General features: G+C 39.2%; 17 protein-coding genes and 1 tRNA gene. 7 read left to right on the plus strand and 11 right to left on the minus strand.

Translation table 11 applies throughout. From position 1 onward, the window contains the following. The first annotated feature begins 39 nt into the window (after window positions 1-39). Window positions 40-675: a hypothetical protein gene (locus tag QJ048_RS00785; protein WP_282332400.1), complete on the plus strand. Its 636-nt coding sequence runs from the start codon at window positions 40-42 to the stop codon at window positions 673-675. A 151-nt stretch (window positions 676-826) separates the two neighbouring features. Here QJ048_RS00785 and QJ048_RS00790 read toward each other — a convergent pair whose 3' ends face one another. The 5 genes from QJ048_RS00790 to QJ048_RS00810 all read right to left on the minus strand — a co-directional run bounded on the left by QJ048_RS00790 (window position 827) and on the right by QJ048_RS00810 (window position 4127). Next, window positions 827-1555 (minus strand): tetratricopeptide repeat protein, encoded by a 729-nt coding sequence (locus QJ048_RS00790; RefSeq protein ID WP_282332401.1) that lies wholly within the window; start codon window positions 1553-1555, stop codon window positions 827-829. 217 nt (window positions 1556-1772) lie between these two features. Next, window positions 1773-2411 carry a toxin-antitoxin system YwqK family antitoxin gene (locus QJ048_RS00795; protein WP_282332402.1) on the minus strand — a complete coding sequence of 213 codons (639 nt, stop codon included), beginning with the start codon at window positions 2409-2411 and terminating at the stop codon, window positions 1773-1775. A 241-nt stretch (window positions 2412-2652) separates the two neighbouring features. Beyond that, window positions 2653-3564 carry a homing endonuclease associated repeat-containing protein gene (locus QJ048_RS00800; RefSeq protein ID WP_282332403.1) on the minus strand — a complete coding sequence of 304 codons (912 nt, stop codon included), beginning with the start codon at window positions 3562-3564 and terminating at the stop codon, window positions 2653-2655. 201 nt (window positions 3565-3765) lie between these two features. Next, window positions 3766-3975 carry a hypothetical protein gene (locus tag QJ048_RS00805; RefSeq protein ID WP_282332404.1) on the minus strand — a complete coding sequence of 70 codons (210 nt, stop codon included), beginning with the start codon at window positions 3973-3975 and terminating at the stop codon, window positions 3766-3768. Window positions 3976-4055: 80 nt separating this feature from the next. After that, window positions 4056-4127, minus strand: a tRNA-Glu gene (locus tag QJ048_RS00810). A 305-nt stretch (window positions 4128-4432) separates the two neighbouring features. Between QJ048_RS00810 and gap the strand changes: the two genes are divergently transcribed. From gap to QJ048_RS00825, 3 genes are all read left to right on the plus strand, one after another. After that, window positions 4433-5446, plus strand: coding sequence for a type I glyceraldehyde-3-phosphate dehydrogenase (gene gap / locus QJ048_RS00815; protein WP_282332405.1), 1014 nt, complete (start codon window positions 4433-4435; stop codon window positions 5444-5446). 76 nt (window positions 5447-5522) lie between these two features. After that, the gene (locus tag QJ048_RS00820; RefSeq protein ID WP_282332406.1) at window positions 5523-5876 is read left to right on the plus strand and encodes a hypothetical protein; all 354 of its coding nucleotides are present in this window, start codon (window positions 5523-5525) and stop codon (window positions 5874-5876) included. A gap of 62 nt (window positions 5877-5938) precedes the next feature. Continuing rightward, on the plus strand, window positions 5939-7138 hold the full coding sequence (locus QJ048_RS00825) for a phosphoglycerate kinase (RefSeq protein ID WP_282332407.1): 1200 nt from the start codon (window positions 5939-5941) through the stop codon (window positions 7136-7138). Window positions 7139-7232: 94 nt separating this feature from the next. Here the strand turns inward: QJ048_RS00825 and QJ048_RS00830 are convergent, their stop codons facing one another. The 3 genes from QJ048_RS00830 to atpG all read right to left on the minus strand — a co-directional run bounded on the left by QJ048_RS00830 (window position 7233) and on the right by atpG (window position 10138). Further along, a complete protein-coding gene (locus QJ048_RS00830) occupies window positions 7233-7835 on the minus strand; it encodes an LURP-one-related/scramblase family protein (protein ID WP_282332408.1) in 603 nt (200 codons plus the stop codon). Window positions 7836-7970: 135 nt separating this feature from the next. Beyond that, complete coding sequence (gene scpB / locus QJ048_RS00835; protein WP_282332409.1) at window positions 7971-8888, minus strand: SMC-Scp complex subunit ScpB; 918 nt, start codon at window positions 8886-8888, stop codon at window positions 7971-7973. Between the two features lie 362 nt (window positions 8889-9250). Next, window positions 9251-10138, minus strand: coding sequence for an ATP synthase F1 subunit gamma (gene atpG / locus QJ048_RS00840; RefSeq protein ID WP_282332410.1), 888 nt, complete (start codon window positions 10136-10138; stop codon window positions 9251-9253). Between the two features lie 217 nt (window positions 10139-10355). On the opposite strand from atpG, the gene QJ048_RS00845 reads away from it, so the two are divergent. Beyond that, window positions 10356-11600 carry a thioredoxin family protein gene (locus QJ048_RS00845; RefSeq protein WP_282332411.1) on the plus strand — a complete coding sequence of 415 codons (1245 nt, stop codon included), beginning with the start codon at window positions 10356-10358 and terminating at the stop codon, window positions 11598-11600. A gap of 328 nt (window positions 11601-11928) precedes the next feature. Beyond that, window positions 11929-15255, plus strand: coding sequence for a preprotein translocase subunit SecA (secA, locus tag QJ048_RS00850; protein WP_282332412.1), 3327 nt, complete (start codon window positions 11929-11931; stop codon window positions 15253-15255). Window positions 15256-15419: 164 nt separating this feature from the next. On the opposite strand, the gene QJ048_RS00855 is transcribed toward secA, so the two are convergent. The 3 genes from QJ048_RS00855 to QJ048_RS00865 all read right to left on the minus strand — a co-directional run bounded on the left by QJ048_RS00855 (window position 15420) and on the right by QJ048_RS00865 (window position 17250). Beyond that, complete coding sequence (locus tag QJ048_RS00855; protein ID WP_282332413.1) at window positions 15420-15629, minus strand: hypothetical protein; 210 nt, start codon at window positions 15627-15629, stop codon at window positions 15420-15422. Window positions 15630-15984: 355 nt separating this feature from the next. Next, window positions 15985-16293, minus strand: coding sequence for a hypothetical protein (locus tag QJ048_RS00860; RefSeq protein ID WP_282332414.1), 309 nt, complete (start codon window positions 16291-16293; stop codon window positions 15985-15987). A gap of 297 nt (window positions 16294-16590) precedes the next feature. Next, complete coding sequence (locus QJ048_RS00865) at window positions 16591-17250, minus strand: response regulator transcription factor (RefSeq protein ID WP_217794007.1); 660 nt, start codon at window positions 17248-17250, stop codon at window positions 16591-16593. A 476-nt stretch (window positions 17251-17726) separates the two neighbouring features. Here QJ048_RS00865 and QJ048_RS00870 point away from each other — a divergent pair, with 476 nt between their 5' ends. Then, on the plus strand, window positions 17727-18089 hold the full coding sequence (locus QJ048_RS00870; RefSeq protein ID WP_282332415.1) for a hypothetical protein: 363 nt from the start codon (window positions 17727-17729) through the stop codon (window positions 18087-18089). The last annotated feature ends 326 nt before the right edge of the window (window positions 18090-18415 follow it).

Raw genomic sequence — 18415 nt, forward strand, 5'->3', positions numbered from 1 at the left:
AATCAATTATTCGATTATTTTTATAGAATGAAGAACCACATGAAAAAAATACTGATTCTCTCCGGCACATTATTCGTTGCCGCAACATTCGTAAAAGCGCAGGACCTGGACTATCCTGATTTTCGTCAGAAAAAGGACCAGTGGGCCCGCATGGCAGAAAAAGACCTCAAATCTGATTTAGCGACTTTTACAATGGCCGGTATTGAAGAAAGCATTAATAGGAAACCATTCCCTAAACTTCCGTTGCGAGATGTGAACGACAATTCTGTTACTTATGCCGGAAACGGGATTACGGTGTTTATACAAACGGGAAGATTTGTTGCTGCGAAACATAAACTAAATTCTGTAGAGGAACATTTGGTGAAAATAGATGGCCGTCCGTTTTATGGATGCTATGGCGTAACGCCGCAAACAACCATTGATTCGATCAGTGTGATTATTGATAAGGACACCGTAGCAATTCCATCCATTGCATACAAGGACATTTACAATCCAAGTTTTTCTTTTTCAAATGAGGGCGACCAAAAAACACGCAATGCCGTTTACGTTACACCAGACAAGAAAAATATTTACATCTACATGCTGGGCATGGGCGATCGCGGAACGGAATATACTTTTATAATTCGTGATAAAAAGTATGCGAGAAGAGTGTTGGATTGGGGAGTGTTGAGGTAGGGAAGCTTTAAATTTATAAATAAAAGTTCACTATCATTGATGTCACCAGATTTGTAATGTCGCACTGAGAACAAAAGCTGAGTGCCAAGCAAAAGTTGGTGTTGCGTTCCATCGCGCCGGTTTTTTGCCAAACTGCTTTGTTGTGTGCCTTTTATTTAGTCTTGCATTGTTCTGTCAACGCTTTTGTATAGTCTTCTGTTATCGGTTGCCCGCCAACTGATTTACAGTCGTTATAGTATTTCCACGCATTTGTACAGTCCTTTTTTTGGTAGTAGCAAATTGAAAGTTTAAAACTTGTATTTGGGTCGGTCTTGTCCAATTGAAAAGATTTTGTCAAGTAGATTATTGCAGAATCTAAATATGTCAAAGCCATTTTCTCATCTAAAGGTTGCTGTCCATAATATTGTGACATAAAATAAGCTCCAAAGTCTGTCAACAAATGTGTGTTTTTGGAATTAATAGCAAGCCCTTCCAAATATTGTTTTTGAGCGTTTTCAAAATCGCCGAATACCATATAAACACCACCATAACCCCAATAAATGTCAGTATTTGTTGAGTCCAAAAGATAGGCTTGATTGAAACGATACATTGCTGTTTTAACGTCACTATACAAATACTTAAATCCTAATTCAATCAAATGGTCCGAAGCTTTACGATTTGTTGGATATTGTCTAAGTGTCGTTTCAATAAATTCTTTATCGGCAGCTTTTTGTCCTTCAGTTTTAGCAACATGTCCATACTTTGGCAAAAGACGTATGTTAGTTTTGGCTTCTTCATTCCACTGCTCGAAAGTCATTTTATTGCCCATTAAATCACTGTACTTCTGCCCAAAAGTTGTCAATGAAAATAATGTGATTATGACTGTTAGAATTTTTTTCATTTTATGATTTCTGTTTAAATGGCACACAACGAACAGGGCTTTATACAGTTGGGAAAAGTATTCCGTCTGCCGACAACCACTGCTGATAAAATATGAAGTTGAATTTAAGAACTAAAGTTGAAATTTATTCCTCCAGCTCGAACTACAGATGGGATTTGCAATTAGCTAATGTTACAATGTTCTGCCCAACTTGCATAAAACCCCATGTTGGCGGTAGCTAATCGTTAGCCTCAACTGATTTGATTGTTTTTAAATACTCAATCGGTTTGGGATTTCCTTTGCTGTCCCAGCATTTTTCTTCAACGATGCTTCCATTTATCGAATGCCGTTCTGAAAGCTCCTGCCCATTTGTGTAAAAAAGTGTCTCAATTTTATGAAATTTAAAGTTAGCCCTGTCTTTATAATTTCCTTCATAATATTGGTATGTCTTACTTAATGGCTTACCATTTTTGAAATACATAAAATTCAACTCATTGACCTTTCCTTCTTGTGTAGATGTTTCCTGTTTCATTAGTTGGCCTGCATCATTGTAATAATTCCAAATACCATCACGGTAATCTTTAGGACTGGCTTTAGTTACCTTTCCTTCCATTTGCAATTTGCCATTTGCATAAAAATATTTTCGATAACCGGTTAAAGTGTCAATTTCTGATTTTGTACCATCACTATTATTTTCAACAATATGAGCAATAAAATGAAGGCTTTCTGGAGCTACTTTAGGGTTTGTGTCAACCGATTTGATTGCATCTTCGCTTGATTGTGAATTGCAACTGCAATAAATTACAATAGTCAATATAATTGAAAATGCCTTGCAAAAACTATTTAAAGCAAATGTCTGCTTGTCTGTTTGTATCATATTGAAGTTGAATATAGTTACCGCTAACGTCCAGGGCTTGGTGAAGAACTGATATTAGCATTCCCGTCAGCCCGAACCGCTGCTAAATTTATAATTAAAAGTTCATTGTTATTGATGTCGCCAAAGTATAGAGTCCAGCTGATTACTACTGCTGAGTAGCCGACAAAAGTTGAAGTTGCGAATTGTCAGCCAGTTTTTTGCCAAACCGCTTTGTTGTGTGCCGTACTTGTTAGTGTGTATGTCATAACAAGTTGCTTTTACCTAAGTTGCAATTTGTGCACAACGTTTCTAAGTTATCAAGTACAGTTTCTCCGTTTTTACTCCATGGGATAATGTGGTCAACGTTCAATTCAATTGTCTGATCTTTTGCTGGCGAAGAACCACACTTTTTACAAGTGAAATTGTCACGTTTAAGAACTGTCCATCTTAACCGCAGATTGATACTTCGAGGTGTCCTTTTTACTTTTACTTTATTCAGTTTTGCACCATCATTGGGAACGTCTTGTCCTGTAATTTCTATTAAATTTTGTTCTTCTGAATTTTCTGTGTCAGAGTTCACAAATTCAATAAACTGTTCCAAAGCTGCACGCCACGTTCCAAATTTTCTTTCATAAGAACTTACATGATATTTTGAAAATGGTGAAACTACTTCTGCATATTTAGGTTGTCTTCCGTAATGTGTCCACAACTCTAATATGTTTTGTAAATACTGTTCAGTCGTGGTGTTGTAAATACGTCCTATTTCAAGGTTTGCCGCTTGCTTCGCCTTATTCCAGCCACCAAATCTTTTATGAATTGTTGCGCCACCATACTTTCCAAACTTTTCGTAGTCTGCCAGTGTGATTTTTGAATTATTTAATTCTTCTGCCACTCTTTTTATGTCAGCCAATAGCAATTCGCTATTTATAGAAGTTTCTCCGTACTTAATTCCGTGAATGCTATTTTCAGTTTTAAGTTCGGCTTTTGCTAATGCGGCTTCCCAATTTCCAAATCTCTTTTTTGCTGTTTGATAAGAATACAATGCTCCATTGTTTTTTACATAATCTCGAATTTTGAGAGAAGTCTTACCCAAATTATTTGCAACCTGACGCAAGTCATTTATAATTTCTAAGTCCGTAATTTGTTTGTGTAAATCTGTTAACTCAAATTTCATTTTTGACTGTCATTATGGTTGTCTCGTAGGGTCGTCTGTATTGCACATAACTCATAAATATACGCATGTTTCTCATCCCTTAATACTTGCGGAAATATTTTTTAAACATGGACGTCCAACAAGATATTTGCGGGCAATTTGCAGTTTTGTTGGTTCGGAGTTGGAATAGGAATAAACAACAATGTTGATATCCAAAACACTTTATCGCTCATTTGCTTCGTCGCGGTTAAATTTAAATCCTCTCGTGTCTAATGATATTGCATTAAATGTAAGCTCCTTTTGTATGTCGTCGCTACGTTGCTTTCCCTCCTCTTTTGCAAACGCTATGATTTCTATTTCTTTCCCAACATAGTCCTGGGGGATTTGAAAAGAAATCACTTGCTGGTTTGGCCTTATTGTAGTTCGTATCATAATCGAAAAATCAGGTCAGGTAAGTAAATTGCGACTACTTGTTTAAACGAAAAAAGCTCCGAATTTCTTCGAAGCTTTTGTACCGCGTACGGGAATCGAACCCGTCATTCATCCGTGAAAGGGATGCGTCTTAACCGATTGACCAACGCGGCGTTTCCGTTAAGGGAGTGCAAAGATAAGCATGTGTTTCTTTCTACCAAAAATTTCTTAAAAAACTTTCAAATTATTTTTTCAATCATCTGTAAATAAATGTTTTCGCTTGTTAAAAGCGCATAACCACGGTTAGAAAATTTTCAAATACCATTCACAAATATTGAAAGAACGGTGATTAAAATCAGGTTCTGCCTAATAACAAAAAAATATCTCTCAAATAATTTTGCAGATTTGTAACTTCGCAACGCCCAATATTAAAATAACATTTGCGCTATTGCAAAAACATTAAAACGACATTTAAGTTATGAGCACAGTTAAAGTTGCCATCAATGGTTTCGGAAGAATAGGAAGATTGGTTTACCGTCAGATTTACAACATGCAAGGAATTGACGTGGTAGCTATTAATGATCTTACCAGCCCGAAAGTATTGGCACATTTATTAAAATACGACAGTGCGCAGGGAAGATTTGATGCTGATGTTAAAGCAACTGACGACGCTATCCTGGTTAACGGCGAAACTGTAAAAATATACGCACAAAAAGATCCTGCCCAAATTCCATGGGGCCAGCACGATGTAGATGTTGTTATCGAAAGTACTGGTTTCTTTACAGATAAGGATAAAGCTGCTTCTCACCTTAAAGCCGGCGCAAAAAGAGTAGTAATTTCTGCTCCTGCAACAGGCGACTTGAAAACTGTTGTTTTCAACGTAAACCACAACATTCTTGATGGTAGCGAAACTATCATCTCTTGCGCTTCTTGTACCACAAACTGTCTTGCTCCAATGGCTAAAGCATTAAACGATGCTTTCACTATCGAAGTTGGTAGCATGACAACTATCCACGCTTACACTAACGACCAAAATACTTTGGATGCTCCTCACGCTAAAGGCGACCTTCGCCGTGCAAGAGCTGCTGCTGCGAACATCGTTCCTAACTCTACAGGTGCCGCTAAAGCTATCGGCCTTGTATTGCCTGAGTTGAAAGGTAAATTGGACGGGGGTGCACAACGTGTCCCAACAATCACTGGTTCTGTTACAGAATTGACAGCTATTCTTGCTAAGAAAACTACAGCGGAAGAAGTTAATGCTACAATGAAAGCTGCAAGCAACGAAAGCTTCGGTTATACAGAAGACGAAATCGTAAGCACTGATATCATCGGTATCCACTACGGTTCTTTGTTTGATGCAACTCAAACTAAAGTTGTTACTGTAGGCGACAAACAATTAGTAAAAGTTGTTAGCTGGTACGACAACGAAATGAGCTATGTATCTCAGCTTGTTCGTACAGTAAAACACTTCGCTGGTTTGATCAGCAAATAAATTTGTAAAAGCGGAACCGGCCTGGTTCCGCTTTTCTATTTAACCTCTAACGATTACTCCGCCAGGAGTCTAACCTATGCAAATAAAAAACCTGGGCAACCTCAGCCTGGATCAGATTTCGCATGAACTTGATCAGGGCGGTCGCTTTGTATTGTACCACTACTGCATTTCTGCATTGGTAATAACATTTAAGCGACGATCCGACATCTATTATATCCCTCCGGGGCAAAGCCGCTACATAAAAGGCTTTCGCTTTGCCGCGTTGTCTTTACTATTTGGCTGGTGGGGTTTGCCGTGGGGTCCTATTTATACAGTAAGCACGCTGGCCACAAACTTTCAGGGTGGAAAAGATGTTACCATGGAAGCGATGTACTTGCTTCGGCACCGGAACGACAAAATGATAAATTACGACAATCCGGACACCAACTGATCTCTACTGCCGACTACGACGGAATTAAATTATTATTGCAGAAACGAACCTAACTTTACTTTATGTCACAATTCTCCGAACACAACTTTAAAGGTGAAAAAGCCTTGATCCGCGTTGATTTCAACGTGCCTTTAGACAAACAAACGCAAGCCATTACAGACGACACCCGCATGAGTGCGGCAGTTCCTACTATAAAAAAAATATTGAGCGACGGTGGCAGCGTTATTTTAATGAGCCACCTCGGCCGTCCGAAAGATGGTCCTGAAGACAAATCTTCGCTTAAACATCTTGTAAAGCACCTGAGCGAATTGCTTGGTGGCACTACTGTTTTGTTTGCGAATGATTGCATTGGCGAGCAAGCTTTCATGACTGCCAATATGCTGAGATCAGGTGAAGTATTGTTGCTTGAGAATCTTCGTTTTTACAAAGAAGAAGAAAAAGGCGATGAAAAATTTGCCGAGAAACTAAGCAAACTGGGTGATGTTTATGTGAACGACGCATTCGGTACCGCTCACCGCGCACACGCCTCAACTGCAGTTATTGCTAAGTTTTTCCCTAAGGAAAAAAGGATGTTCGGTTTGTTGATGGAAGGTGAAGTTAGCAGTGCAGAAAAAGTACTGCACAGCGCTCAAAAACCTTTCACCGCAATTATTGGTGGCGCGAAAGTTTCTGATAAAATACTGATCATTGAAAACTTATTGGAAAGAGCAACTGACATCATTATCGGCGGCGGTATGGCATACACTTTCTTTAAGGCGCAAGGCGGCAACATTGGTAATTCTCTTTGTGAAGATGACAGACTTGAGATGGCAAAGGAACTACTTAAGAAAGCAGAAGCAAAGGGTGTTTGCATTCACCTGCCTTCTGATTCTGTTATAGCAGACAAATTTGCCGCCGATGCAGATACTTCTGCATCACCAAGCAATAATATTCCTGCAGGCTGGATGGGACTTGACATTGCAGAAAATGCATGTGCACAGTTTAGCAACGTAATTAAAAATTCAAAAACCATTTTGTGGAACGGACCAATGGGCGTTTTTGAAATGGAAAAATTCCAGCACGGTACTAAAGCCATTGCTACTGCCGTTGCAGAGGCCACACAAAAAGGGGCGTTCTCTCTTGTAGGTGGTGGTGATTCAGTTGCAGCAGTTAACCAGTTTGGTTTTACTGATAAAGTTAGCTACGTATCTACCGGCGGTGGTGCTATGCTTGAGTATTTCGAAGGAAAAGAATTGCCAGGTATAGCTGCAGTGAAAGCATAGAGAAGTTTTGGGTTGTGAGTAATGTGTTCTGAGTAGAAATTTAAACATAAAAAGTAAAGCCATCTTTCGGGATGGCTTTACTTTTTATGTTTAGTTATTTTGATTCGTTGAACACCATATCAATAGTAATAGCACTTGCAAGAATTGCCACCTTCTTAAAATCTTCTTTATACTCTGGCACAATAGACACATGATATTTATCTGCTGTTGTGAAAATTTCTTTCATCGCTCCTGCCCATTTCTTGTTGATACTTCCAATTGAATTGCCGGACGGATTTTCAATAGAAAAATTCCATGCTTTCCAGTCTCCTGTTATCCTGGCAATTGTATTTTCTGCGCTGTCGGATATTTCAAAATTTGGTTTAAAAAATCTGAATTTTTGCGACACTTTGCCCAGAAGGTTGCCACTGGCATCAGATATTGAAATTTTAGACATCCAAAATGTCCAGCCGCGTTGAATTGTCACCTGTACATTGTCATTCATATCTTTAATATCCAGCATGAACGGCATCATTTGCTTATTAAAAATGAGGCGCAATACCTTGTGAAAGCCAGGAACATTTTGAACGATGTTTCCAATTTGAACACCTTGATCATTATACAATTTGTAGGCATTTGAAAACTTGAAAAGTCCTACTTTTTCGTCTATGAAATAATTGTCCGGACTAAAAAAGGATACGGTTGAGTTTGTATTCATGATAACGTAAAATTGCTATTTATTTAACTGTTTTACTAGCCTAAAAAAGGCAACACAATTTTAGAAAAAGATGAATAAACAAAACCCGCAACTTTCGCTACGGGTTTGCTAATTGTTATAAGGATGCAAAAGAGACTATTGTTTTTCTTCTTCATCGGTGCTTTCTTCGTCTTGTGAATCGTCTTTGTCATCGTTATTTTCATCGGCATCGCTTTCGTCAGAGGATTCCTCTGAACCTTCTTCTGTAAAATCAGCCTCTTCCATGTCCGCAATTTCTTCGTCTCCGGTTTCACTGATTTCCATTTCTTCATTCAAAACATCAGTAATTTCTTCTTCTGTATGATTTTGAGAAATATGATTTTCTACCAATTCACCGTCTTCTGTTACTTCAAATACCAGTTCTTCATCAATTTCGGTTTCAGTTTCAGTAAGCGTATCTACAATTACTTCGTCGTCTTCTTCACCTTGCGTTTGTCCATTTACAATCGCAGTCGGCATAATCTGGTCTGCCAATACTTCCTTGATCTTTGGAAGATCTTCCGGAGAATTTAGACCGAAATAATCCATGAAGGATTTAGAAGTCTGGTATAGCAAAGGTTTGCCGGGCAATGTTTCACTACGGCCGCAAATGATAATCAATTCTTTTTCCAGCAGTTTTTGAATGCTGTAATCAGTGCTCACACCGCGAATGGATTCTATTTCCCCTTTTGTGATTGGCTGCTTGTAAGCGATGATTGACAGTGTTTCCAAAGCAGCTGCACTAAGGCGTTTCAGAAATTTATCGCCATTTAACTGTCCCACAGTTTTGTGGTAAGCTTTTTTGGTAAGAAACTGTAAACCGCCGCCGCTTTCACGAATTTCAAACGGATAAAACTCAGCGTCATATTTCTCTTTAATACCTTCAATACAGCTCTCAATCTGGTCCAGTGTGATCTTGTCTTCCATGAAACCAAAAGCGTTGTTGATCAGCTCGGTAATTTCCAAAGCAGTCAACGGCTTATCACTCGCAAAGATCAGCGCCTCTATATGTGGTATAATGTGTCCTATTTCCATGTAAAAAATTAAAAAGTCAAAATTAAAAAGTCAAAAACAGTGCCTCATTGCCAAATAACCACCTGTGACTAATTACAGCTGCAAGCTTCAAAAAAAAACGATAACATCGAAAGTAGTTTATTCACAATGTGAATAACAGCGGAGAGCAGATGTGAGAACTTGAAGATTTGAAAATGGGAGAGCGGGCTGCGTATTGCTCTGTAAGGCTTGTAGCCTTGCAGATTTATTTCATCGCCTTTGGCGAATATTTCGAAAATCAGCAAAAAAAGGGCCGCCTTATTTCGGCGACCCTTGTCATTTATTTTAGGACTATACACTTCGTTGATCTCACTAATTCCTAACCTCTAATTTCTAACTCCTAATTAGCCCGCTAATGCTGCTGCACCGCTTACAATCTCCGTAAGCTCTGTAGTAATAGCTGCCTGACGAGCGCGGTTGTAGCTGATCTTCAGGTTGCGCAACAATTCGTTTGCATTTTCACTTGCTTTATCCATCGCTGTCATACGGGCTCCATGCTCAGAAGCATGTGCATCCAAAACAGCTTTGAATAATTGCGTGTTCAATATTTTAGGGATCAATTCGGCGATCAGTTCTTCTTTGCTAGGTTCGAAGATGAAATCTGTTTTAAGATTTTTGTTGGTAACTGCTGGCTTTGCCAAAGGCACAGGTAAGAAGCGGCTAGCTAAAAACACCTGTGTAGCGGCATTTCTAAATTCACTGTAAATAATTTCCACTACATCAAACTTATGGTCTCTGTAACCTTGAACTGCAGCTTCAGCACAAGCCTGAACGTTTTCGAAAGTCAGGTTAAGGAAAATATCTTTATATGTATCAGTTACCTTGTAGTTGTTTTTTGCAAAATGCTCAAAACCTTTCTTACCAATAGACCAGATGGTAACATTACCTTTTGCTTCCTGAGCAGCATAGTGCTCTTTAATGGTAGCTTTAGCCAGTTTAATAACATTACTGTTATATGCACCTGCTAATCCACGGTCACTGGTAATAACGATCAACAGCACTTTTTCAGGAGCTCGTTCAGTTGCAAGGTCGCCACCTATAGAACCTTCTGTATTGCTCAAAATATTGCTCAGCACTTCCTGCATTTTTTGTGCGTAAGGGCGCATTTGTGTTATGGCATCCTGTGCACGACGCAATTTTGCAGCACTTACCATTTTCATGGCCTTTGTGATCTGCTGAGAACTTTGTACCGATTTGATTCTACCGCGAACTTCTTTTAAAGCACCTGACATATATAATATTTATATTGATCTTTTAGGTAAAAACGGGTGTTTAATACACCGCCTACGAAAATTTGCGCAAAGGTAACAGAATCGAGTTAAAATGGAACAATTAAAAGTACTATTTACTTCACAGATTTTTAAAATGTTAATTCAACTACAATTTGGGACAAACGGTTTGGATTTTAGCCTCCTATCCAATTATTTTAGCATACTTCAAAACTTAAAAATGAGAAAAATAGCAGCACTTCTTGCCTTCCTGCCACTTTTTGGCCTTGCACAGGACAAAGGCATTCATTTTCAACATGGCCTTAGCTGGAAAGAAATCCAGGCAAAAGCCAAAGCCGAAAACAAATATATTTTCATGGACTGTTTTACCACCTGGTGCGGCCCATGCAAGTATATGAGCTCAACCATTTTCCCGCAGGAATCGGTAGGAAACTACATGAACGACAAGTTCATCAGCGTAAAAGTTCAGTTGGATACTTCTAAAAATGACAATGAGGACGTGAAAAAATGGTATGCTGACGGTCACGATATAATGCAGAAATATAACGTTCGCGCCTTCCCTACTTTTCTGTTTTTCGCTCCGGATGGTTCCATTGTGCACAGAATGGTGGGCAGTAGCGAAGCTAAAGAGTTTGTAGAAAGAGCTTCTGCGGCACTCGATCCCGCTAAACAATACTATCCGCTGATCGAAAAATATAATAAAGGTGAAAGAAATCCGGACTTTTTGAGAAAAGCGGCAATGGCGGCAAATGACGCGTACGACCAAACAACAGCCAAAAAGATCTCTACGGAATATTTGCAAACGCAAAAAGATCTACTTACAAAAGAAAACATTGAGTTTTTAGATAAATTTACCAACAGCAGCAAGGACAAGGGTTTCGAAGTTTTCATGAAAAATCCTGCTAAAGTAAATGCCGTGTTGGGTGCTGGAAAAGCAGAGGAAAAAGTGAAAAACATTGCGCTGAGGGAAGATGTTATTCCCAAAATTTACGATAATCAAACAGGTCAGTTTATAGAGAACGTTGACTGGGTAGTGTTGGAAAAAAATCTGACTGCAAAATACCCTACTCTGGGTGGTGAATTGGTCGCTTTTGGTAAAGTAACTTACTACAAGTACAAAAAAGACTGGAAAAACTTCCAGGCAGCAATCATTCCTTACATGGAAAAATATAGCTTTAAGGCCAGCGACAACGACCTGAACGAGTACGCTTGGGCAATTTTTGAAAACTGTAACGATGTTGCTTGTCTGCAACAAGCATTGGAATGGAGCAAACGTTCTTTCCAAAAAGATAACAATCCCGGCTTTATGGACACCTATGCAAATTTGTTGTACAAAATGGGCAAAAAAGACGATGCAATTGCATGGGAAACAAAGGCTATGAATGCGGCATCCGAAGGTGACAGAAAAAACTACCAGGAAACGCTGGAAAAAATGAACAAGGGAGAAAAGACCTGGAAAGATTAATATAAAACCGAACGTAATTATTGTCTGAATTTAGGCCAGGGGAATGATAGAAATGTCATTCCCCTTTTATTTGGCGGAGAGGATTAAAAAATCATCATTTTCCTTAACTCTAAATTATTTTATAATATTTTATCTAACTGAACAACAGTCAATTGCATTCAGTAAAACAATTTTAAAAAGCGTCAGCAAGGTAATATTATTTATTCCCTGTTTGGCCCTTGCTTTTCCTTACCTTTGCTACCCTGTCAAATTGGCCTTAAAAAATTTGTAGCATCGTATTTGACAGCCTGTTATATCAAAATAATTAGAATAATTATAATTAATAAATATGCTAGGGTTCATTCAAAAGCTATTTGGTGGAACAAAGTCAGAAAAAGACGTAAAGACGATTCAGCCGATCGTTGAAAAAATCAACAGTTTTTTCGTGGCTTACCAACCCCTCACTAACGATCAGCTACGCGCCAAAACTCAGGAATTCAAACAACGCATCCAGTCTCACCTTACGGATATTGATAAAGAAATAGCAGATCTTAACGCGCAAGCTGAAGCTTTGCCTTTTAGTGATTTTGCAGGCAAAGACGCCTTGTATCAAGAGGTAGACAAGCTGAAGAAGGACCGCAACGATAAAATTGAAGAAATTCTTAAAGAAATAGCTCCGGAAGCATTTGCTGTGGTGAAAGAAGTGGCACGCCGCTTTAAGGAGAATACGGAAGTTGTATCAACTGCAACTGATCTTGACCGTGATCTTTCCGTTAAAAGAGATCACGTTCGTATTGAAGGCGACCAGGCTATTTATAAAAACACATGGACGGCTGCCGGTGGTACCGTTACTTGGAACATGCAGCACTATGATGTGCAGCTGATCGGGGGTACCGTTTTGCACCAGGGTAAAATTGCCGAAATGGCAACTGGTGAAGGTAAAACACTTGTGTCTACCCTCCCTGCTTACCTGAACGCGCTTGCTAGCGCCGGTGTGCACATAGTAACGGTGAACGACTACCTTGCACGACGTGATAGCGAGTGGAACGGTCCTATTTTCGAATGGCTGGGCTTAACGGTTGATTGTATCGACAAGCACCAACCAAACAGCGAAGAAAGAAGAAAAGCTTACATGGCCGACATCACTTATGGTACCAACAACGAATTTGGTTTTGACTACCTGCGTGATAATATGGTGCACAATCCTGAAGAGATGGTGCAGCGCAAACACCACTTCGCAATGGTGGATGAAGTGGATAGCGTTTTGATCGATGATGCACGTACGCCATTGATCATTTCTGGTCCAATTCCAAAAGGTGATGATCAGCAATATCATATTCTGAAACCACGTGTGCAACAACTATTCGAAGCACAAAAACAAGTGGTAAATAAATTCCTGAACGAGGCTAAAAAGAAAATTGCAGAAGGCAACGACGATCCTAAAGATGGTGGTTTGGCCCTGATGCGTTCTTTCCGCGGTTTGCCTAAGAACACTGCATTGATCAAGTTCCTGAGTGAGCCTGGTATTCGTGTGAAACTGCAAAAATCAGAAAACTACTACCTCGCAGATCAGCAAAGAGAAATGGGCAAAGTGGATGAAGAACTTTATTTCCACATCGACGAAAAAAATAACTCGGTTGACCTTACAGATAAAGGTCTTCAAATGATCACTAAATCTGGTGAAGACCCAGAATTCTTTATACTTCCTGATATCAGCGTAAAGCTTGCTGCTATTGAGCAGGGCCCCGGCACACCGGAAGAAAAACTGCAACAGAAAGAAGAGCTTCTAAATGACTATTCTACAAAGGCAGATCGCATTCACTCTGTACAACAATTGTTGAAAGCATACACTTTGTTCGATAAAGACGTGGAGTATGTGGTAATTGATGACCAAGTGAAAATTGTAGATGAGCAAACAGGTCGTATTATGGAAGGCCGACGTTACAGCGATGGTTTGCACCAAGCGATCGAAGCGAAAGAAAATGTGAAGATCGAAGCAGCAACACAAACGTATGCTACGATCACTTTGCAGAACTACTTCCGTATGTATCACAAACTTTGCGGTATGACCGGTACTGCGGAAACAGAAGCAGCAGAGCTTTGGGATATTTACAAACTGGATGTGGTTACAATACCTACCAACGTTCAAGCTGTTAGAAAAGATGAGCAGGATCTTGTATATAAAACAAAACGCGAAAAATATTCTGCAGTAATCGATGAAATCGAAAGACTGCGTAATGCGGGCCGTCCGGTACTTGTGGGTACAACATCTGTAGAGGTGAGTGAATTGCTGGGGCGTATGTTGCAGGTGAAAAAAATTCCGCACAATGTATTGAACGCAAAACAACACGCGAAAGAGGCGCAGGTAGTAGCAGAAGCAGGTTTTGCAGGAGCCGTTACTATCGCTACGAACATGGCGGGTCGTGGTACGGATATTAAACTCGGACCTGGTGTGAAAGAAGCGGGTGGTTTGGCGATCATTGGCACAGAGCGTCACGAGAGCCGTCGTGTAGACAGGCAGTTGCGCGGTCGTGCCGGTCGTCAGGGTGATCCGGGAAGCAGCCAGTTCTATGTGTCATTGGAAGATGATTTAATGCGTATGTTTGGTAGCGAGCGTATCGCAAGCCTGATGGATAAAATGGGCTATAAAGAAGGTGAAGTGATTCAGCACAGCATGATCACAAAATCTATCGAAAGAGCTCAGAAAAAAGTAGAAGAAAATAACTTTGGTATCCGTAAGCGTTTGCTGGAATACGATGACGTTATGAACAAACAAAGAAATGTTGTTTACAAAAAACGTAACCACGCTTTGTTTGGCGACAGACTTGCTCTTGACCTTGATAATGCCTTCTACACTGTTGCTGAAGGCTTGATCAATTCATTCAAAGAGCAGGAAGATTACGAAGGTTTCAAACTGGCTGTGATTATGAACTACGGCATTGAAACTTCTATTACTGCGGACAGCCTGAAACAAGACAATCTTGCTAAGCTTACAGAAGTTTTGTACAACGAAGCGTCTTCTAACTATCAACGCAAGCAGGAAAATATCCAGCAGCATGCTGTTCCTGTTTTCCAGAATATTCGTCAGACACAAGGCGAACATATCGAAAATGTGGTAGTTCCGTTTACTGATGGCAGAAGAGGCGTAAACGTGTTGAGCAACATGCGCAAAACACTTGACACCAGCGGAAGAGAGCTTACAAATTCTCTGGAAAGAACAATCACTCTTGCATTGATCGATGATGCATGGAAAGAGCATTTACGTGCAATGGATGATTTGAAACAAAGTGTACAAACTGTATATCTTGAACAAAAAGATCCATTAGTAATTTATAAAGTGGAAGCGTTTGATCTGTTTAGAAACATGGATAGTGAGGTAAACAAAGACATCGTTTCTTTCCTTTGCCACAGCGGTATTCCAATGGAGCAACAACAGTCTGGACATATTCGTGAAGGCCATGAAGAAAAGACAGATATGAGCCGCTTACACGCGAATAAAGAAGAAGTTGATGCTGCGGGTTCTGACTACGCGGCAAATGAAAATGATTATTACGATCCATCCGGCGCTGCAGTAAAACAAGAGCCGGTACGCGTGGGACCAAAGGTTGGCAGAAATGATCCTTGTCCTTGCGGAAGCGGAAAGAAATTCAAACAGTGTCACGGAAAAGATTTATAGGTGTAAAAAGCCGATCCTTTTGGGTCGGCTTTTTTTGTCGAATTAAGAATTGTTCGTGACCCGTAGAGACGCATTGAATGCGTCTCCCTCCTCAACAATCAATGTGTCAAAATAAAAAAGGGAGCTGATCGTATTTGATCAGCTCCCTTTTTGTAAATAATTTTCTAGCAAAACGCTTTTTGAAATGCGGCTTTTGATAGTTGCAATTCGTCGAGTAAACTAATTATGTTCCACTCTGCAACACCGTCTGTATTTTGACGTGAGTCTTTTAGCAATAATAAATGCAAGAGGCTGCGTTGAAGGTCGTACAAGGTTTCACAAGGCGATGATGTTTCAATCTCAATGATGAGTTTGTTGTCTGAAATTTTAACCATGATTTTTGTCGGTTAACGAATAAAAAAAATTGTTTCATCTTATGTGAATTAGGAACTGCAAATTTAATTTCTCATCACAACTAGCTTTTATTGAATCGGTCATTTTTTATTGCTGAATCAATCAAACACGTTGCAATGCCAAAAGTTCGCATTACACACTGTTGGCGCAGATATGCAGCTTAGCTGTGCGGATGCGTATCTGTGCCGGCGACTTCTAATGCCGGCACAGATACGCCCTTGCGCAAAGGCAGCGCCGCATATCTGCGCCAACTTCGTACATGTGCACCAACCCGCCTAAAAAGAAAAGCTGATCACAAGTAACCAGCGTTTTTCATTTCTCATACAGCAAATATTATTAAGGCTTGCCTTTAGGAATCCGATCATTTCTAAAACTGAAGTCAAAAGCTCTTATGATTTCTCCATTTTCTTTTTGCAGGCAAATTATTTCCGAGGATATTATTGGAGTAATTAAGTACAAGGTCTCCGAATCTCCAATGATATTAAAGTCGTCGGGCGAAACTTCAATATACATATGCTCTTTTCCGGGATAATCCAGCAGATATTTGTTGACCAACGCATGATAGAACTTGTGTGCCTGAAATGCCAGCTTTTTGCATTTATTGTTTCTGATGTCTTTTTTTAATTCAATAACATCAGTTCGCATATCTTTTATAAAGTAGAAAGTGTAGAGCAGAAAGGCTGGAACCATTACAGCTTCAAAGGCGTGTAAAAATTTGGGATTTATATTATCCACGTCATAATCAACCCTCCATAAAAGCAATATGACGAAAATTACAATACCTCCAAACAGACGACTATAAATAGAAAATATTCTCCTGGAGTTCAGTCTTAACTTTTCCTCCAAAAGATTTTTATAATCAGTGTTTAAACTTACTTCAGAACGGGGCGCAGAAAACATTATAAGAAAAGTGTAAAAGTCTATTTTCTGGCTAAAAGCTTTTTAGTCAATAATTTTATTTCTCATACCGTACATAATCAGGCCGGCGATTGTCTTCGCTCCCACTTTCGTCTTCATGTTCTGCCTGATTGTTTCTATTGTACGCGGACTAAGAAACACTTCTTTCGAAATTTCCTCTGTGGTTTTATCCTCAGCAAGCAATTTCAAAATGCGCACTTCTTTTTCTGAAAACTTAACGGGATTCGGGTAAAACTGGCGAACGGTGCGACGGGTTTGTAACCTCGACAGCACGGCCTTGTTTACCATGTCGTTAAAATAGAAGTCCTCGTTCATACAGGTGAGAATAGCCTGATAGATCTCTTCCGGATCTGTAGTTTTTGTAAGATAGGCGTTAGCACCCATTTCCATCATTTTGGTGATCATTTCCTGATCATCATACATGGTGAGCACTATAATGCGGACATCCTCATACTCTTTACGCAAAAGAGGAATGGCGTTTATGCCGTCTACTTCCGGCATTCTGATGTCCATAAGTAGCACATCAGGTTTTTTCAATTGCATTTTATGCATCAGATCCTTACCATCCTCGGCCTCCCACAGGATTTTCAGGTAGTCTCTGCCTTTTAGAGCCATCTTAATGCCGTCCCGAAAGATCTTGTGGTCATCGGCTATGGATACTCTAATAACCAATTCAGAACTCATAAGGTTGGTTGTATTGGGTTTGGTTTTTTACTAATAGGAAATTCTATTTATTACGAAAGTACAATGTCTAAAATACGTTTAAAAAATTGTACAAACATTAAACGCATTAAGAAAAGTACTATTGTATTAACTAAGCTACGTTTTTTAAAGTCATGTACAAATTAACAGGTCAATAACCTGAATAATATTTACCCGGATCAAGTCAATATCCTCAAAAAAAGCAACAAATTAAAGTTTTTTACCATAAACTCGGGCAAAAAATAAAAACACGGCAATAGTAAATTTACTATTATTGCATCGTCTTTTTACTTATTTTAGACTAGTAAGCATACGAACAAACAAATCGTAAAAGCCCCATAGCGATTGAATCGCAGGCAATTTAGCAATTAAACTGCGCAATTTACGCTGTTGGATTTTTTTTTTTTTGGTGGGTTATTCACGGTCTCATTAGTCTAAAATTCAAAAAACTTACTGGAATGCAAAAAGAACTTTTACTCTCAAACCCTGCCGCTGTTGGCGAAGAGATCGGACAAGAATTAGGTGCAAAATTTGTGAAAGATTTTCAGGATGCACATCCTGATGAAGTTTCGGCTTATTTTATCGGCCGTAACATTATCGACCAAATTCTTGCTCAACCTGACTGTGTTGGTATCCGTTTCTACAACGCTTTGAATGAAGCTGGCCAGAAAACTTTGGTTTATGTTGGTATCGATTCAAAAGATAGCATCATTAAAGAAATTACTTCTATTAACGAGTTTGGTAAATTGGAAACAAAACCAGGCATTACTGCTGACAGAGTTGCTCCAGATGATGAGTCTGTAGAATGGACTTGGTTCTAATCTTGAAAAATAATTATTTTTATATCATACCGTTTTATATTTTTGGATATAAAAATTCATAATTATCACGGTATTACAATTTATAAGCACATTTTCAAGCCTGATACCCATAATGTTTTTTCTTTTTTCTGGTAAAAAGGAAAGAACATTATGGGTCATCTTTTTTTATTGCTTGTATACCTTTGTTAGCGACTGCCTGTTGATGTCGTCTATACCGAAAAGGATGCCCACAGGGATTCTCTCACGCAACTGGCTTCTCAATATTTTCACCGTTGTTGAATTTATCTTATTTGCATCTTTCTTTTATTTGACACTTCAAAAGAAGC

Source organism: Pinibacter soli, from assembly GCF_029961145.1.
Taxonomy (GTDB): Bacteria; Bacteroidota; Bacteroidia; order Chitinophagales; family Chitinophagaceae; genus Pinibacter; species Pinibacter soli.

Excerpts from the sequence above, each read along its gene's own strand:
- QJ048_RS00785 (WP_282332400.1), top strand. The coding sequence starts at position 40 with ATGAAAAAAATACTGATTCTCTCCGGCACATTATTCGTTGCCGCAACA.
- QJ048_RS00790 (WP_282332401.1), bottom strand. The coding sequence starts at position 1,555 with ATGAAAAAAATTCTAACAGTCATAATCACATTATTTTCATTGACAACT.
- QJ048_RS00795 (WP_282332402.1), bottom strand. The coding sequence starts at position 2,411 with ATGATACAAACAGACAAGCAGACATTTGCTTTAAATAGTTTTTGCAAG.
- QJ048_RS00800 (WP_282332403.1), bottom strand. The coding sequence starts at position 3,564 with ATGAAATTTGAGTTAACAGATTTACACAAACAAATTACGGACTTAGAA.
- QJ048_RS00805 (WP_282332404.1), bottom strand. The coding sequence starts at position 3,975 with ATGATACGAACTACAATAAGGCCAAACCAGCAAGTGATTTCTTTTCAA.
- gap (WP_282332405.1), top strand. The coding sequence starts at position 4,433 with ATGAGCACAGTTAAAGTTGCCATCAATGGTTTCGGAAGAATAGGAAGA.
- QJ048_RS00820 (WP_282332406.1), top strand. The coding sequence starts at position 5,523 with ATGCAAATAAAAAACCTGGGCAACCTCAGCCTGGATCAGATTTCGCAT.
- QJ048_RS00825 (WP_282332407.1), top strand. The coding sequence starts at position 5,939 with ATGTCACAATTCTCCGAACACAACTTTAAAGGTGAAAAAGCCTTGATC.
- QJ048_RS00830 (WP_282332408.1), bottom strand. The coding sequence starts at position 7,835 with ATGAATACAAACTCAACCGTATCCTTTTTTAGTCCGGACAATTATTTC.
- scpB (WP_282332409.1), bottom strand. The coding sequence starts at position 8,888 with ATGGAAATAGGACACATTATACCACATATAGAGGCGCTGATCTTTGCG.
- atpG (WP_282332410.1), bottom strand. The coding sequence starts at position 10,138 with ATGTCAGGTGCTTTAAAAGAAGTTCGCGGTAGAATCAAATCGGTACAA.
- QJ048_RS00845 (WP_282332411.1), top strand. The coding sequence starts at position 10,356 with ATGAGAAAAATAGCAGCACTTCTTGCCTTCCTGCCACTTTTTGGCCTT.
- secA (WP_282332412.1), top strand. The coding sequence starts at position 11,929 with ATGCTAGGGTTCATTCAAAAGCTATTTGGTGGAACAAAGTCAGAAAAA.
- QJ048_RS00855 (WP_282332413.1), bottom strand. The coding sequence starts at position 15,629 with ATGGTTAAAATTTCAGACAACAAACTCATCATTGAGATTGAAACATCA.
- QJ048_RS00860 (WP_282332414.1), bottom strand. The coding sequence starts at position 16,293 with ATGCGAACTGATGTTATTGAATTAAAAAAAGACATCAGAAACAATAAA.
- QJ048_RS00865 (WP_217794007.1), bottom strand. The coding sequence starts at position 17,250 with ATGAGTTCTGAATTGGTTATTAGAGTATCCATAGCCGATGACCACAAG.
- QJ048_RS00870 (WP_282332415.1), top strand. The coding sequence starts at position 17,727 with ATGCAAAAAGAACTTTTACTCTCAAACCCTGCCGCTGTTGGCGAAGAG.